The organism is Pseudomonas sp. 1152_12 (assembly GCF_052850675.1).
Genome location: NZ_VXCW01000006.1, coordinates 137502 through 154110 on the forward strand (window position 1 = coordinate 137502; position 16609 = coordinate 154110).

15 protein-coding genes are annotated in these 16609 nt (G+C 59.4%); 7 read left to right on the top strand and 8 right to left on the bottom strand.

Annotated elements, in window-relative coordinates; genetic code table 11:
• Positions 1-40: 40 nt before the first annotated feature.
• From ispC to rpsB, 7 genes are all read right to left on the bottom strand, one after another.
• Positions 41-1231: a 1-deoxy-D-xylulose-5-phosphate reductoisomerase gene (gene ispC, locus FW764_RS13105; RefSeq protein WP_446434288.1), complete on the bottom strand. Its 1191-nt coding sequence runs from the start codon at positions 1229-1231 to the stop codon at positions 41-43.
• The gene (locus tag FW764_RS13110; RefSeq protein WP_446434289.1) at positions 1228-2037 is read right to left on the bottom strand and encodes a phosphatidate cytidylyltransferase; all 810 of its coding nucleotides are present in this window, start codon (positions 2035-2037) and stop codon (positions 1228-1230) included. The genes ispC and FW764_RS13110 overlap by 4 nt, the downstream gene beginning before the upstream one ends.
• Positions 2038-2793, bottom strand: a complete 756-nt coding sequence (gene uppS / locus FW764_RS13115) for a polyprenyl diphosphate synthase (protein ID WP_064451153.1) — start codon at positions 2791-2793, stop codon at positions 2038-2040.
• A gap of 17 nt (positions 2794-2810) precedes the next feature.
• A complete protein-coding gene (gene frr / locus FW764_RS13120; protein ID WP_049709667.1) occupies positions 2811-3368 on the bottom strand; it encodes a ribosome recycling factor in 558 nt (185 codons plus the stop codon).
• Positions 3365-4108, bottom strand: coding sequence for a UMP kinase (gene pyrH / locus FW764_RS13125; protein ID WP_071487452.1), 744 nt, complete (start codon positions 4106-4108; stop codon positions 3365-3367). Before pyrH ends, frr begins: the two co-directional genes overlap by 4 nt.
• A 212-nt stretch (positions 4109-4320) precedes the next feature.
• A complete protein-coding gene (gene tsf, locus FW764_RS13130; protein WP_304628248.1) occupies positions 4321-5184 on the bottom strand; it encodes a translation elongation factor Ts in 864 nt (287 codons plus the stop codon).
• Between the two features lie 202 nt (positions 5185-5386).
• The gene (gene rpsB / locus FW764_RS13135) at positions 5387-6124 is read right to left on the bottom strand and encodes a 30S ribosomal protein S2 (RefSeq protein ID WP_003219330.1); all 738 of its coding nucleotides are present in this window, start codon (positions 6122-6124) and stop codon (positions 5387-5389) included.
• A gap of 385 nt (positions 6125-6509) precedes the next feature.
• On the opposite strand from rpsB, the gene map reads away from it, so the two are divergent.
• From map to dapC, 3 genes are all read left to right on the top strand, one after another.
• Positions 6510-7292, top strand: coding sequence for a type I methionyl aminopeptidase (map, locus tag FW764_RS13140; RefSeq protein WP_083359813.1), 783 nt, complete (start codon positions 6510-6512; stop codon positions 7290-7292).
• A 64-nt stretch (positions 7293-7356) separates the two neighbouring features.
• Positions 7357-10059, top strand: a complete 2703-nt coding sequence (locus FW764_RS13145; protein ID WP_446434290.1) for a [protein-PII] uridylyltransferase — start codon at positions 7357-7359, stop codon at positions 10057-10059.
• A 178-nt stretch (positions 10060-10237) separates the two neighbouring features.
• Positions 10238-11437, top strand: a complete 1200-nt coding sequence (gene dapC, locus FW764_RS13150; protein ID WP_446434291.1) for a succinyldiaminopimelate transaminase — start codon at positions 10238-10240, stop codon at positions 11435-11437.
• Positions 11438-11593: 156 nt separating this feature from the next.
• Here dapC and FW764_RS13155 read toward each other — a convergent pair whose 3' ends face one another.
• The gene (locus tag FW764_RS13155; RefSeq protein WP_446434292.1) at positions 11594-13237 is read right to left on the bottom strand and encodes a Na+/H+ antiporter; all 1644 of its coding nucleotides are present in this window, start codon (positions 13235-13237) and stop codon (positions 11594-11596) included.
• A 280-nt stretch (positions 13238-13517) separates the two neighbouring features.
• Between FW764_RS13155 and FW764_RS13160 the strand changes: the two genes are divergently transcribed.
• From FW764_RS13160 to FW764_RS13175, 4 genes are all read left to right on the top strand, one after another.
• Positions 13518-13826, top strand: coding sequence for an arsenate reductase (locus FW764_RS13160; protein ID WP_232000172.1), 309 nt, complete (start codon positions 13518-13520; stop codon positions 13824-13826).
• Between the two features lie 31 nt (positions 13827-13857).
• Positions 13858-14892 (top strand): 2,3,4,5-tetrahydropyridine-2,6-dicarboxylate N-succinyltransferase, encoded by a 1035-nt coding sequence (dapD, locus tag FW764_RS13165; protein WP_446434293.1) that lies wholly within the window; start codon positions 13858-13860, stop codon positions 14890-14892.
• 68 nt (positions 14893-14960) lie between these two features.
• The gene (locus tag FW764_RS13170) at positions 14961-16166 is read left to right on the top strand and encodes an aminotransferase class V-fold PLP-dependent enzyme (RefSeq protein ID WP_446434294.1); all 1206 of its coding nucleotides are present in this window, start codon (positions 14961-14963) and stop codon (positions 16164-16166) included.
• Entirely contained in the window at positions 16163-16576 is a 414-nt protein-coding gene (locus tag FW764_RS13175) for a SufE family protein (protein ID WP_446434295.1), read from the top strand. The genes FW764_RS13170 and FW764_RS13175 overlap by 4 nt, the downstream gene beginning before the upstream one ends.
• The last annotated feature ends 33 nt before the right edge of the window (positions 16577-16609 follow it).

Below are 16609 nucleotides of genomic sequence, written 5' to 3' on the forward strand. Positions count from 1 at the left end.
ATTCCAATCCAGTGCCTGAAGACTTAAACCTGCCCACAGACTAACGCGCGTTGCGGTTCAACCATTGCTCAGCCAGCGCACGGGCTTTTGTATCAACCTCGAACACTGCCGTTAAATCATTAACTGCCACTACCGGTTCAAGACTCAAAACATCCTCGATGATACTCGCGATCTGCGGAAAGCGGATGCGCCGTTCGAGAAACGCCGCCACGGCCACTTCATTGGCCGCATTGAGCATTACCGGTGCACTGTTACCCACCTGCGCCGCCTGTCGCGCCAGGCGCAAGCACGGAAAGCGCTGCTCATCCGGCGCTTCGAAGTCCAAGCGCGCAATCGCAAACAGGTCCAACGGCGCAACGCCGGAGTCAATCCGCTCCGGCCACGCCAGGGCATTGGCGATTGGCGTGCGCATGTCGGGGTTGCCCAACTGGGCCAACACCGAACCGTCCACATAGTCGACAAGGGAATGAATCACACTTTGCGGGTGAATCACCACCTCGACCTGATCCGGCCGGGCGTCGAACAACCAACATGCCTCGATCAACTCCAGGCCTTTGTTCATCATGCTCGCCGAATCCACAGAGATTTTTCGCCCCATGGACCAGTTCGGGTGTGCACATGCCTGCTCAGGCGACACGCGCTCCAGATCAGCCAATGGCGTTTGCCGGAATGGGCCACCGGAAGCTGTCAGAAGAATCCGCCGTACCCCCACCTGACTCAGGCCACGGGCAAAGTCACCGGGCATGCATTGGAAAATCGCGTTGTGCTCGCTGTCCAGGGGCAGCAGAACGGCGCCGCTCTTGCGTACTGCCTGCATGAAGAGCGTGCCGGACATGACCAACGCTTCTTTATTAGCCAGAAGGATTTTCTTGCCGGCATCAACCGCCGCCAGTGTCGGACGCAAGCCTGCCGCCCCGACAATGGCCGCCACCACGGTGTCGACCTCGGAGTCGGCTGAGACCTGGCAAAGGCCCTCCTCGCCCACCAACACTTGCGTAGCAAGGCCAGCAGCCCGCAGATCACCCTGAAGGCCACGCGCTGCTGCGGCTTCAGGCACTACCGCAAAACGCGGTGTGTGACGAACACACAAGGCCAGCAATTCAGTTAACCGTGTGTAACCCGTCAGAGCAAACACCTGATAGCGATCAGGATGACGAGCGATCACATCCAGGGCACTCAGCCCGACCGAACCGGTCGCGCCCAGTACGGTCACCTGTTGCAGGCGGCTCACGAAGCCGTCATCCACAACAGTACGGCAAATACCGGAATCGCAGCGGTAAGGCTGTCGATACGATCCAGTACACCACCATGACCCGGCAGCAGGTTGCTGCTGTCCTTGATCCCGGCCTGGCGTTTGAACATGCTTTCGGTGAGGTCACCGACCACCGAGATAAACACGACCACGGCCGCCCCCAGCAAAGCCAGGAGGATTTCCCTCACCGACCAGTCGCGCACAACACCGACAACCAACGTGATGACCAACGTGAATGCCAAGCCACCGTAAACGCCTTCCCAGCTCTTGCCGGGACTGACCGCCGGCGCCAACTTGCGCTTGCCGAAAGCCCGACCGGAGAAGTAGGCGCCGATATCAGCCCCCCACACCAGCACCATCACCGCCATGATCAACCCGTTGCCCATCGGCGAATTCTTGATTTCCACCAACCCTTGCCAGGCCGGCAGCAGAATCAACAGACCAATGACCAATTTGCTGGCCACACTGGACCACTGACCACTGGTGCGCGGGTACGTCAACACGAGAAAGGTCGCGAGCGCCCACCACAGCACCGCTGCGCCCAACACCCAAGGCACGACAACGCTCGAAAGCATATGCATGAGGAACAGCAGCAGCGCCACGACAGCGGCGTACACCACGCGGGGCAACTGCGCACTGAAACCGGCCAGGCGCGCCCACTCCCAGGCCCCCAGGGTCACGACCAGGCCGATAAACAGCGCAAAGCCGGAACCGTCGAGCAGGAAAAACCCGCACAAGGCGATCGGCAGCAGGATCAGTGCCGTGATGATTCGTTGTTTAAGCATTTAAACCCGGGCTCCAGCTTCGATCTGCTCGCTCGTTTTACCGAAGCGACGCTGACGGGAAGCGAAATCGGCCAGCGCATTGCGCATGGCATCGTGTTTGAAGTCCGGCCAGAACAGGTCGGAGAAGTACAACTCGGTGTAGGCCAACTGCCACAACAGGAAATTGCTGATGCGGTGCTCGCCCCCCGTGCGAATGCACAGGTCCGGCAACGGCAGGTCGCCGGTTACCAGGCAGGTTTGCAACAGTTCGGGCGTGATATCGTCAGGCCGCAGATGCCCGGCCTGCACTTCGCGGGCAAGCCGCTGTGCAGCCTGGGCAATATCCCACTGACCACCGTAGTTGGCTGCAATCTGCAAGACAAAACGATTAGAGCCGGCAGTGATAGCTTCGGCCTCGCGCATGGCGGCTTGCAGCTCCGGGTGGAATCGTGAGCGATCACCAATGATGCGCAGGCTGATGTTGTTGTCATTGAGGCGCTTGGCCTCACGACGCAACGCCTTGAAGAACAGGTCCATCAAGGCACTGACCTCTTCGGCGGGCCGCTGCCAGTTCTCGCTGGAGAAGGCAAACAGGGTCAACACCTCAACCTTGGCCTCGGCACACACCTCAATCACGGCGCGCACCGCATCGACACCCGCTTTATGCCCGGCAACGCCCGGCATAAAGCGTTTCTTCGCCCAGCGATTATTCCCATCCATGATGATCGCGACATGGCGCGGCACCGCGGAAGGCACAGTCTGCTTGGTCTTTTCCATGAAGGCGTCCTGACCCCTTATACGGCCATCAGGTCCTTTTCTTTCTCTTCCGTGGCCTTGGTGATCTGGGCCTCGGCGTCTTTGGTCAGCTTGTCGATATCGGCGACGGCACGACGCTCTTCGTCTTCGCTGATTTCTTTATCCTTGACCAGCTTCTTCAGGTCACCCAACGCATCGCGGCGGATGTTACGCACAGCAACGCGCGCATCTTCAGCTGCGCTGCGCGCCTGCTTGGTGAAGCCCTTACGGGTTTCTTCGGTCAGGGCAGGCATGGAGATCAGCAACAACTCGCCCAGGTTGGTCGGGTTGAGGTTCAGACCGGCGCTCTGGATCGCCTTGTCGACAGCGCCGAGCATGTTGCGCTCGAAGGCAACGACTTGCAGGGTGCGCGAGTCTTTTACGGTGATGTTGGCCACTTGGGTAATCGAAGTGTCTGCGCCGTAGTACGGCACCATCACGCTACCCAGGATGCTTGGGTGGGCCTTGCCGGTACGAATCTGACCAAATGCGTGGTTCAGAGAGTCCAGGGATTTCTGCATGCGCTCTTGAGCGTCTTTCTTGATTTCGTTGATCATTGTTCGATTTCCTCGATCAGAGTCCCTTCCGCGCCGCCGTGTACGATATTCAGCAGGGCACCGGGCTTGTTCATGTTAAATACGCGCAACGGCATCTTGTGGTCGCGGCACAGGCAAATTGCCGTCAGGTCCATCACGCCCAGCTTGCGATCCAGTACTTCATCATAAGTCAGATGATCGAACTTCTCGGCATGCGGGTCTTTGAATGGATCTGCTGTGTAAACACCGTCAACCTTGGTGGCCTTGAGCACCACGTCAGCATTGATTTCGATACCGCGCAGGCACGCTGCCGAATCAGTGGTAAAGAACGGATTACCAGTACCAGCAGCAAAAATCACCACCTCTTTGGCATCCAGGTGACGCATGGCTTTGCGACGATCATAGTGATCCGTTACACCGACCATGGAAATAGCCGACATGACGATAGCGGTGATATTGGCACGCTCCAGGGCATCACGCATGGCCAAGGCATTCATCACAGTGGCCAGCATGCCCATGTGGTCGCCGGTGACTCGGTCCATACCGGCAGCACTCAGTGCCGCACCGCGGAACAAGTTGCCGCCACCAATCACCAGGCCGACCTGAACACCGATACCGACCAGTTGGCCGACTTCCAGCGCCATGCGGTCGAGCACCTTGGGATCGATCCCGAACTCTTCCGAGCCCATCAGGGCCTCGCCGCTAAGCTTGAGTAGAATGCGTTTATAGCGAGCCTGATAACCACTGCCCTGCTGAGCCATTGCGAATCTCTCCTGCGGCGTATTTTTTAAAAATTCTTGGCGAGCCGTTTACGGCTTGCGTTCACTCTAGCTGGACGCTATCGCAGCGCCATCGGAACACGGCTTTGTAAGCCAGTTCCGCAGGGAATCCAATTAAAAATTGGCCTTCCCATTTGAAAAGAGGCTGCGCGCGTGAGCGGGCAGCCTCTTTCGGGCGACAGTTAAAAACTGTCTTATTGCTTGGCGGCAGCCAGCTGGGCAGCAACTTCTTCAGCGAAGTTGTCGACCGGCTTCTCGATGCCTTCGCCTACTTTGTAGTAAGTGAAGGAAACGATTTCAGCACCGGCTTTCTTAGCCAGTTCGCCAACCTTGATTTCAGGGTTCTTGACGAACGCCTGCTCAACCAGGCTCGCTTCAGCCAGGAACTTGCTGATACGGCCTTTGATCATGTTTTCAACGATGTTCTCTGGCTTGCCGGCGATCTTGTCGGCGTTCAGGCTCAGGAACACAGCTTTTTCGCGCTCGATTGCGTCAGCAGACACTTCCGATGGCAGCAGGAACTCAGGGTTGCTGGCTGCTACGTGCATAGCGATGTCTTTAGCCAGCTCAACGTCGCCGCCTTTGAGGGCAACCACGACGCCGATTTTGTTGCCGTGCAAGTAGCCACCTACCACATCACCTTCGATGCGCGCCAGACGACGGATGTTGACGTTTTCGCCAACCTTGCCGACCAGTACCAGGCGAGCAGCTTCTTGAGCTTCGATCAACGGCTCGACGGTGGTCAGCTTGTCGTCGAATGCTTTCTTGACGCTGGCAGCAACGAACGCTTTGAAGTCGTCCTGCAGAGCCAGGAAGTCGGTCTGCGAGTTCACTTCCAGCAGAACTGCGGCTTTACCGTCTTCAACCAGAGCGATAGCGCCTTCAGCAGCTACGTTGCCTGCTTTCTTGGCAGCCTTGATGGCGCCGGAAGCACGCATGTCATCAATGGCTTTTTCGATGTCGCCGCCGGCCTTGGTCAAGGCCTTTTTGCAATCCATCATGCCTTCGCCGGTACGCTCACGCAGTTCTTTAACCAACGCTGCAGTAATCTCTGCCATTTCAAAATCCTCTTGGATAGGTTTTCAACCATTCCACCCGATCAAACGGGCGATCAATTCTTCCCGAATCACCCTTGTAGGCCGCTGCACGTTACAGAGCAATGATGCGCTGCCACAAGTGGGCGCCAACAAATGGTTTTCGAGGTGGCAAAAAGGGGGCCAAGCCCCCTTTTTGCTTACTGAGTCAACGCCAGGGCGTCAATTACTCAGCGGCAGCTACCGGAGCTTCTTCAACGAACTGCTCGGTACCACCAGCAACGTGGTTGCGACCACGGATTACAGCGTCAGCCATCGAACCCATGTACAGCTGGATAGCGCGGATTGCGTCATCGTTGCCTGGGATGATGTAGTCAACGCCTTCCGGGCTGCTGTTGGTATCGACTACGCCGATAACCGGGATGCCCAGCTTGTTGGCTTCGGTGATCGCGATGCGCTCGTGGTCAACGTCGATAACGAACAGTGCGTCAGGCAGACCGCCCATGTCCTTGATACCACCCAGGGAACGATCGAGCTTTTCCAGGTCGCGAGTGCGCATCAGCGCCTCTTTCTTGGTCAGCTTGGCGAAAGTACCGTCTTCGGCTTGCACTTCAAGGTCACGCAGACGCTTGATGGAAGCACGGATGGTTTTGAAGTTGGTCAGCATGCCGCCCAACCAGCGGTGATCGACGTACGGCGAACCGCAACGTGCTGCTTCTTCAGCAACGATCTTGCCAGCGGAACGCTTGGTGCCGACGAACAGAATCTTGTTTTTGCCCTGAGCCAGGCGCTCTACGAAGGTCAGCGCTTCGTTGAACATTGGCAGGGTTTTTTCAAGGTTGATAATGTGAATCTTATTACGCGCGCCGAAAATGTACTTACCCATTTTCGGGTTCCAGTAACGGGTCTGGTGACCGAAGTGCACACCGGCCTTCAGCATATCGCGCATGTTGACTTGGGACATGATAGTTCCTTAATAAGTCGGGTTTGGCCTCCACGTATCCCAATGACCAACCAGCGGCATTCGCCTCCGGCACCCAGGTCATCGTGTCGACACGTGTGTGGATTTAAGCTTTACGGGGCATCCCCGGAAAGCGGCGCATTTTATACCACACGAAGGACAAAAACGAAACCCGCAATCACATTCGCCGTATTCCGCTTTTGCGTAAGCCTTTGAATAGAGCCACCCTGCCCTTACCTTATAGAGAGAAGCGATCGTCAGACGCTCATGATTTGCCGCCCGCGTCTGGTAGAATCGCGTTTTTGTGGCTTGTGCGAATTCTGCAACCTTTTGTCGCACACCCGTAAACCGTATTGATTTCAGCGCGTCGCGCTAGAGAGAGCCTGTAATGACCGTTAGTTTGAAAACCGCCGAAGATATCGCCGGCATGCGCATCGCCGGCAAACTGGCTGCCGACGTGCTGGAAATGATCGCCGAACACGTCAAGCCCGGCGTCACCACCGAAACCCTGAACCAGATTTGCCACGACTACATAGTCAATGTGCAGGGCGCCATCCCCGCGCCCCTGAACTACAAAGGCTTCCCCAAGTCGATTTGCACATCGGTCAACCACGTGGTCTGCCACGGGATTCCAGGCGACAAGCCGTTGAAGGACGGCGACACCCTGAACATCGACGTCACCGTGATCAAGGACCGTTATTTCGGCGACACCAGCCGCATGTTCCACGTCGGCACCGTGCCGGTCTGGGCCGAGCGCCTGTCCCAGGTCACCCAGGAATGCATGTACAAGGCCATCGAGATCGTCAAACCCGGCTGCCGCTTGGGCGACATCGGTGAAGTAATTCAGAAGCATGCCGAAAAGAACGGCTTCTCGGTGGTGCGCGAATTCTGCGGCCACGGTATCGGCACGGTGTTTCACGAAGAACCACAAATCCTGCACTACGGCCGCGCCGGCACCGGCATGGAACTCAAAGCAGGCATGACCTTCACCATCGAACCGATGATCAACCAAGGCAAGGCCGACACCAAGGTGCTGGGCGACGGCTGGACCGCCATCACCAAGGACCGCAAGCTCTCGGCCCAGTGGGAACACACCTTGCTGGTCACCGAAACCGGCTACGAGATCTTCACTCTGCGCGCCGACGACACCATCCCGCGCATTTCGGCTTAAAGGCTGCCCTGGTTTTCCCAAACTGTGCTGTGACTGACTGATAGATAGAAAGGAAAGCCGATCGATGCCCCAGGTGGATCCCGAACTCTTCGACCGTGGCCAGTTCCAGGCCGAACTGGCCCTGAAGGCGAGCCCAATCGCCGCCTTCAAGAAGGCTATCCGCCAAGCCCGCGAGGTGCTTGATGCGCGCTTTCGCAGCGGCCGGGACATTCGTCGGCTGATCGAGGACCGCGCCTGGTTCGTCGATAACATCCTGCAAAAGGCTTGGGAACAGTTCAGTTGGAGTGAAGACGCCGATATCGCCCTGGTAGCTGTCGGCGGTTATGGCCGTGGCGAACTGCACCCGTATTCCGACATCGACCTGCTGATTCTGCTCGACAGCGCCGATCATGAGATCTTTCGCGATTCCATCGAGCGTTTCCTGACGCTTTTGTGGGACATCGGCCTGGAAGTAGGTCAGAGCGTGCGCTCGGTAGACGAATGCGCCGAAGAAGCCCGCGCCGACCTCACCGTCATCACCAACCTGATGGAAAGCCGCACCATTGCCGGCCCCGAACGCCTGCGTCAGCGCATGTTGCAAGTCACTAGCACAGCGCACATGTGGCCAAGCAAGGATTTCTTCCTGGCCAAGCGCGCCGAGCAGAAAGCTCGGCACCACAAGTACAACGACACCGAATACAACTTGGAACCCAACGTCAAAGGCTCGCCGGGCGGGCTGCGGGATATCCAGACGATCCTGTGGGTCGCGCGTCGCCAATACGGCACCCTGAACCTGCGCGCCCTGGCTGGCGAAGGCTTCCTGGTAGAGAGCGAAAATGCCCTGCTGGCCTCGTCCCAGGAGTTCCTGTGGAAGGTGCGCTACGCGTTACACATGCTCGCCGGGCGCTCCGAAGACCGCTTGCTGTTCGATCACCAGCGCTCCATCGCCACTCTGCTGGGCTTTGAAGGCGAAGACGCGAAGACCAGCATCGAAAGCTTTATGCAGCAGTACTACCGGGTGGTGATGAGCATTGCCCAGCTCAGCGACCTGATCATCCAGCACTTCGAAGAGGTGATCCTGGCCCCCGAAGACGAAGCACCGCCGCAGCCGATCAACTCTCGCTTCCAGTTGCATGACGGCTACATCGAGGCGCGCAACGACAACGTATTCCGCCGCACGCCGTTCGCCATGCTGGAAATCTTCGTGTTGATGGCCCAGCAACCGGAAATCAAAGGTGTGCGCGCCGACACCATCCGTTTACTACGGGAAAACCGTCACCTGATCGACGACGAGTTTCGCAACGACATTCGCAACACCAGCCTGTTTATCGAGCTGTTCAAGTGCCGCATCGGCATCCACCGCAACCTGCGACGCATGAACCGCTACGGCATTCTCGGGCGCTACCTGCCGGAGTTCGGCTTCATCGTCGGGCAGATGCAACACGACCTGTTTCACATCTATACCGTCGACGCCCACACCCTGAACTTGATCAAGCACCTGCGTAAGTTGCAGTACACCCAGGTGTCAGAGAAATTCCCGCTGGCCAGCAAGCTGATGGCCAAGCTGCCCAAGCCCGAGCTGATCTACCTGGCTGGCCTGTACCACGACATCGGCAAGGGTCGGCATGGCGATCATTCGGAAATCGGCGCGGTGGACGCTGAGGCCTTCTGCCAGCGCCACCAATTGCCGCTGTGGGACAGCCGCCTGATTGTCTGGTTGGTGCAAAACCACTTGGTAATGTCGACCACCGCCCAGCGCAAGGACCTGTCCGACCCGCAGGTGATCCACGACTTCGCCGGGATCGTCGGTGATGAAACCCGCCTCGACTATCTGTATGTGCTGACCGTTTCCGACATCAACGCCACTAACCCGACGCTGTGGAACTCGTGGCGCGCGAGCCTGCTGCGCCAGCTCTACACTGAGACCAAGCGCGCGCTGCGCCGTGGCCTGGAAAACCCGGTGGACCGCGAAGAGCAGATCCGCCGCACCCAAAGCGCGGCCCTGGATATCCTGGTGCGCGGCGGCAATGACCCCGACGACGTCGAGCAGTTGTGGTCGCAACTGGGTGACGATTACTTCCTGCGCCACACTGCTGGTGATGTCGCCTGGCACAGTGACGCAATCCTGCAGCAGCCGGCCGACGGCGGCCCGCTGGTGCTGATAAAGGAAACCACCCAGCGCGAATTTGAGGGTGGCACGCAGATCTTCATCTACGCGCCCGACCAGCACGACTTCTTCGCCGTGACCGTGGCCGCCATGGACCAGCTCAACCTGAACATCCATGACGCCCGCGTGATCACCTCGAGCAGCCAGTTCACCCTCGATACCTACATCGTGCTCGACACCGACGGTGACTCCATCGGCGATAACCCAGTGCGCGTGAAAAAAATCCGCGAAGGCCTGACCGAAGCCCTGCGTAACCCGGACGATTACCCGACCATCATCCAGCGCCGGGTGCCGCGCCAGCTCAAGCACTTTGCCTTCGCGCCACAGGTGACCATTTCCAATGACGCCCAACGCCCGGTGACCGTACTGGAGCTCAGCGCGCCCGACCGCCCGGGCCTGCTCGCGCGAATCGGCGGAATTTTCCTGGAGTTCGACCTGTCGCTGCAGAACGCCAAGATCGCGACCCTCGGCGAGCGCGTGGAAGACGTATTTTTTATTACCGACGCCGACAATCAGCAGCTGTCCGACCCGGAACTGTGCCGACGCTTGCAGGAAGCAATCGAGCAGCAATTGAGCGTGACCCAGGAACCCGGTATCGAGCTGGCGCGACTGACGATATGAACACACGGCGTCTCCCGTGGAGCCGCGCTTGTATGGGTGCGGGCTTGCTTGCGAATGCGCTGGATCAGTCAATATAGGCATAGCTGACAAGCCATCTTCGCCAACATCCCCGCCACCACCTTTGAATTGCTTTGCCTAGCAGACCGAATGCTTTCAACCGAATTTGACGAGATTTGCGATGAACAACGCCCTGAACCAGCTGCAGCCCTACCCGTTCGAGAAACTGCGCGCCCTGCTCGGCAGCGTCACGCCAAACCCGGACAAGCGCCCGATCGCGCTGTCCATCGGCGAGCCTAAGCACAAATCCCCGGCATTCGTTGCCGAAGCGCTGAGCAACAACCTCGACCAGATGGCGGTATACCCGACCACCCTGGGCATCCCGGCGCTGCGCGAGGCCATCGGCGCCTGGTGCGAACGCCGCTTCAACGTGCCCAACGGCTGGCTCGATCCGGCGCGCAATATCCTGCCGGTCAATGGCACCCGCGAGGCACTGTTCGCCTTCACCCAGACCGTGGTTAACCGCAGTGACGATGCACTGGTAGTCAGCCCGAACCCGTTCTACCAGATCTACGAAGGCGCCGCGTTCCTGGCCGGGGCCAAGCCGCATTACCTGCCGTGCCTGGATGCCAACGGCTTCAACCCGGACTTCGACGCCGTGTCGGCGGACATCTGGAAACGCTGCCAGATCCTGTTCCTATGCTCCCCGGGCAACCCGACTGGCGCACTGATCCCGGTCGAGACCCTGAAAAAACTCATCGCCCTGGCCGACGAATACGACTTCGTAATCGCCGCCGACGAGTGCTACAGCGAGCTGTACTTCGACGAACAAACCCCGCCGCCGGGCCTGCTGAGCGCCTGCGTCGAACTGGGCCGCCAGGACTTCAAGCGCTGCGTGGTGTTCCACAGCCTGTCCAAACGCTCCAACCTGCCGGGCCTGCGCTCCGGTTTTGTCGCCGGCGACGCCGACATCCTCAAGGCTTTCCTGCTGTACCGCACCTACCATGGCTGCGCGATGCCGGTGCAAACCCAACGGGCGAGCATCGCGGCCTGGCAGGACGAAGGCCACGTGCAGGCCAACCGTGACCTGTACCGGGAAAAGTTCGACGCCGTGCTGGCGATTCTTAAGCCAGTACTGGACGTGCAAACCCCGGATGGAGGTTTTTACTTATGGCCGAGTGTGAATGGCGACGATGCTGCCTTTTGCCGTGACTTGTTCGCGGAAGAACACGTGACCGTGGTGCCGGGCTCGTACCTGTCGCGGGAAGTGGACGGCGTGAACCCTGGGGCCGGGCGTGTGCGCATGGCGCTTGTCGCGCCGTTGGCGGAGTGCGTGGAAGCGGCCGAACGGATTCGCGATTTTATCCAGCGCCGCCGTTAATGCCGGTGCCGCCCCCACACAGTGGGGGCGGCCGCTACAGATTCATCTTGCAACCCATAAAAGGGAACATAAACTCGTAAACACTTCACCTGAGTGCATCCGCGTTTTTCGCAAAGCGGCTCAACACCGCCACGCGGGCAATGATCAACACCGCAGTTACTTAAGACTTCCCAAGTTCGCCTCACTCATGTCCAGGTCCGCGAGCACTTCACGCAGAACGTCATCATCAATCTGATGATGACGGCTCAAGCTGTACAACTCCAAGCGCTGCGCGCGCAGGGCCTTGAGTCGCAATTTGCGCTCCAACTGGTCCATCTGCTGCGCCAGCGCCTGAGCTTCGGCGGAGTCGTTGAACACTTCCAACTGATGGCGATATTCCGACATCAGCCGCGCCTTGAGCTCAGCGGCCAGGGCGGCCTGCGCGGCGTCCTGGGTTTCGGTTTCTGCAGGCTCTTCTGCCTCAAGGGCATGGATGGCAGCCACGGCGGTCTTTTTCCAGGCCTCGCGTACTTCGTTGTGGCGCTTTTCATCAGGACTCTTTTCGATGCCGCGCAGGAGCAGCGGCAGCGCGATGCAGGCGGCAACCAGTGATAGCAGGATCACGCCGGCAGCGATGAAAATCAGCAGGTCACGCTCGGGAAAGCTCTGCCCGGGGGCCAACAGCAACGGCACCGACATCACACCGGCCAGGGTCACGGCGCCGCGCACACCACCAACGGTCAACAACCAGCAGGAGCGAGCGGTCGGCACCAGGGTCAGCTCGCTTTTCCCACGTAGCCGGCGCAGCAGTCCCGACAGTCGCCAGATGCTCTGCACCCAGATAAACCGTAATACCACCAGCATCAGAAAGATCGCAATCACATCCAGGCAGCGGTACAACAGGGTTGGCCACAGCGTCAGCTCATGGCTGACCACCGCTTTGATGATGTCCGGCAGTTGCAGGCCCAACAGCAGGAATATCAAACCGTTGAATGCAAATTCCAGCAGCGACCAGACACTGCGGTTGAGCAAGCGTGTGCTGGTCTGGCGTGGCAACAGGTCGAGCCAGCTTTGCATCATGCCCGCCGCGACCGCCGAGAGAATCCCTGATGCACCTAGGCGTTCAGCCAATACATACGCGGCAAACGGCAGCAGCAACATGAACACCACGTGGGTGGCCGGGTCGTCCCAGCCCCGCGCGATCATCCAGGCACGCAAACGGCCGACCAGCCAGCTCAACGCCACGCCCACCGCCAGGCCGCCCACCGCCACCAGCACAAAGGTCAGGCTGGCGTCCGCCAGGGAGAACACGCCGGTCAATGCCGCCGCCAGGGCAAACTTGAAGGTCACTAGGCCCGAGGCATCATTCATCAGCGCTTCGCCCTGGAGCATGTGCATCAGCGGCTTCGGCAGCCGGTTTTGGGAAATGGCCGACACTGCTACGGCATCTGTCGGTGATAAAACAGCCGCCAGGGCGAAGGCCACGGGTAACGGGATCGTAGGCAAAAGCCAATGAATGAAGTAGCCAGCGCCGACCACGGTGAACAGCACCAACCCCACCGCCAACGTCAGAATCGGGCCTCGCAATCGCCACAACTCGCGCTTAGGCATGCGCCAGCCATCGGAGAACAACAGTGGAGGCAAGAATAAAAACAGGAACAGCTCGGGGTCCAGGACTACGTGCAGCCCCAGCGTAGGCCAGGCCAGCAAGGCGCCGGCGGCGATCTGCACCAAGGGCAACGGGAGTGGGATGATACGCCCCACAAGACGCGAAACGCTGACCAGCATCAGCAGGATGAGAACGGTGTAGGCGGTTTGCATAACGCGGGTTTCCCGGACAATCGACTTGCGACGACACACATCAGGCAACAACTGGGCATTGAAGTGCCATATTACCCGGGTATGTTACGCGCCTATGCTGCGCGATGGCTTTTGCACAAAAGTCGCACTGCATCATAGGCAAGCATGACGAGCGGCACCCAAACGTGCTGGTCATGGCATAATCCGTGACCTTTAGTTTCTACTTGGTCCAAAGGGGGGCAATTCCTTGACCGCTTCAAGCAAAACGTTGCACCTTTTCGGCATCAAAGCCTGTGACACCATGAAAAAAGCGCGCACTTGGCTCGAAGAGCACGGCGTGAGCTATGAATTCCACGACTACAAAACGGCCGGTATCGACCGCGAACACTTGACCCAATGGTGCAACGAGCACGGTTGGCAGGTGGTTTTGAACCGTGCGGGCACCACCTTTCGCAAACTCGAAGACGAACGCAAAGCCGATCTCGATCAGTCGAAAGCCATTGAATTGATGCTCGCACAACCCTCGATGATCAAGCGCCCAGTGCTGGATCTCGGTGACAGAACCCTGATTGGCTTCAAGCCAGAAAGTTATTCGGCAGCCCTCAAGTAGGCCAGCCTTCCATTTTTGTAGAGGTAACAGCATGTCCAATTCCCTGTTCAGCCTGGGCTTCGGCGTCGGCACTCAGAACCGCCAAGGTGCTTGGCTGGAAGTGTTTTACGCACAACCCTTGCTCAATCCGTCGGCTGAAATCGTCGCAGCCATTGCACCGATCCTGGGCTACACCGAAGGCAACCAAGCCATCACTTTCACCGTTTCCCAGGCCCTGCAACTGGCTGACGCACTCAAAGGCGTCGACACCGCCCAAGCCGCCCTGCTGAGCCGCCTGGCTGAAAGCCACACGCCGTTGGTTGCGACCCTGTTGGCCGAAGACGCTGCACTGACCTCCACACCTGAGGCCTACCTCAAGCTGCACCTGCTGTCCCATCGCCTGGTCAAGCCGCATGGCCTGAGCCTGGCCGGTGTGTTCCCGCAGCTGCCGAACGTGGCCTGGACCAGCCAGGGCGCGATCGACATCAACGAACTGGCCGAACGCCAACTGGAAGCGCGCCTGCGTGGCGAGCTGCTGGAAGTGTTCTCGGTGGACAAGTTCCCGAAAATGACCGACTACGTGGTCCCGGCCGGTGTACGCATCGCTGACGCCGCGCGGATCCGCCTGGGCGCCTACGTGGGCGAAGGCACCACCGTGATGCACGAAGGTTTCATCAACTTCAACGCTGGCACCGAAGGTCCGGGCATGATCGAAGGCCGCGTATCGGCTGGCGTGTTCGTGGGCAAGAATTCGGACCTGGGCGGCGGCTGCTCCACCATGGGCACCCTGTCGGGCGGTGGCAACATTGTGATCAAAGTCGGCGAAGAGTGCCTGATCGGCGCCAACGCTGGTATCGGCATCCCGTTGGGCGACCGCAACAAGGTGGAATCGGGCCTGTACGTCACCGCTGGGACCAAGGTTGCGTTGCTCGACGAGCAGAACCAACTGGTCAACGTGGTCAAGGCGCGCGAACTCGCCGGCCAACCAGACCTGCTGTTCCGCCGCAATTCCGAGACCGGTGCCGTGGAGTGCAAAACCCACAAATCGGCCATCGAACTGAACGCAGCGCTGCACGCTCACAACTAAGCAGCCACTCGATGCCACTGGCGGGCCGCGCCTTCGGGTGCGGCTCGCTTATACGAGTCTTGAACCCCATGCTTGTGCCCTCTCCCTGGCGCGCCGATTTTCCGGCCATCGCCACCCTGCAACGGCAAGACCAGACTTACCTGGACAATGCCGCCACTACGCAAAAACCCCAAGCCCTGTTGGATGCCATCAGCCATTACTATGCCAATGGCGCAGCCAATGTGCACCGTGCCCAGCATCTGCCGGGCGCCCATGCGACCCAGGCGTTTGAAGACAGCCGCAGCAAGGTCGCGCAATGGTTGAACGCAGGGGACAGCGGGCAAATCATCTTTACCCACGGCGCAACCTCTGCGCTGAATCTCCTGGCCTATGGCCTGGAGCACTTATTCAATGCGGGCGATGAGATTGTCATCAGCGCCCTGGAACACCACGCCAACCTGCTGCCTTGGCAGCAACTGGCCAAACGCCGCGCGGTCACGTTAGTGGTATTACCGCTCGGCGATGACGGCGTGATCGATCTGCAAACCGCCGCCGAATTGATCGGCCCGCGTACACGCGTGCTGGCCGTGAGCCAATTGTCCAACGTGCTTGGCACCTGGCAACCTTTGGACGCCTTACTGGCAATGGCCAAGGCTCACGGCGCGCTGACCGTGATCGATGGTGCCCAGGGCATCGTGCATGGCCGCCACGATGTGCAGGCGCTGGGCTACGACTTCTACGTCTTTTCCAGCCACAAACTCTATGGCCCCGACGGCGTTGGCGTGTTGTATGGACGCAACGAAGCTTTGCATCACCTGCGTCACTGGCAGTTCGGTGGCGAGATGGTGCAACAGGCGGACTACCACAGCGCGAGCTTTCGCCCCGCGCCTTTGGGTTTTGAAGCGGGCACACCGCCGATTGCCAGCGTGATCGGCCTGGGCGCCAGCCTGGATTACCTCAGCTCGCTGGATCAATCTGCGGTGGTCGCCCATGAAGCGGCACTGCACGACTACCTGCTACGCGGGCTGACCGCGCGCAAGGGCGTTCGCATACTGGGCTCGCCGCAGGTGGCGCTGGCAAGCTTTGTGGTGGAAGGGGTGCACAACGCCGACCTTGCACACCTGCTGACCGAGCAAGGTATCGCGGTACGTGCCGGCCATCACTGCGCAATGCCATTGCTCAAGGCGATGCACTTGACCGGGGCGATCCGTGTGTCCCTGGCGCTGTACAACGACTCCGATGACCTGGAACGCTTTTTTGAAGCGTTGGACCAGGCGCTGGACATGCTGCGATGAGCCTGCCAGCCGATGCAGTTGACGCACTTGAGTCGTTTCAATCCGTGGGCAGCTGGGAGCAGCGCGCGCGGATGCTGATGCAATGGGGCGAGCGGCTGCCAGCCTTGGCGGATGAGGACAAGGTTGAAGCCAACCTCGTGCAGGGCTGCGAAAGCCTGGTGTGGCTGGTCGGCCGTTTGCAGGACGGCCACTGGCAGTTCGCCGCGAGCAGCGACGCGCGCATGATTCGCGGCTTAGTGGCGTTGCTGCTGGCGCGGGTTAATGGGCTGTCGGCGGCCGATTTGCAGGCGATCGATTTGCCGGATTGGTTTACGCAGTTGGGCCTCTCGCGACAGTTATCGCCTTCACGCAGTAATGGTCTGAACGCCGTACTGCAGCGCATGCGTGAACTAAGCCATACGCAAAACTAAATGTGGGCTCACGCCCACATTTGGATCTATGTT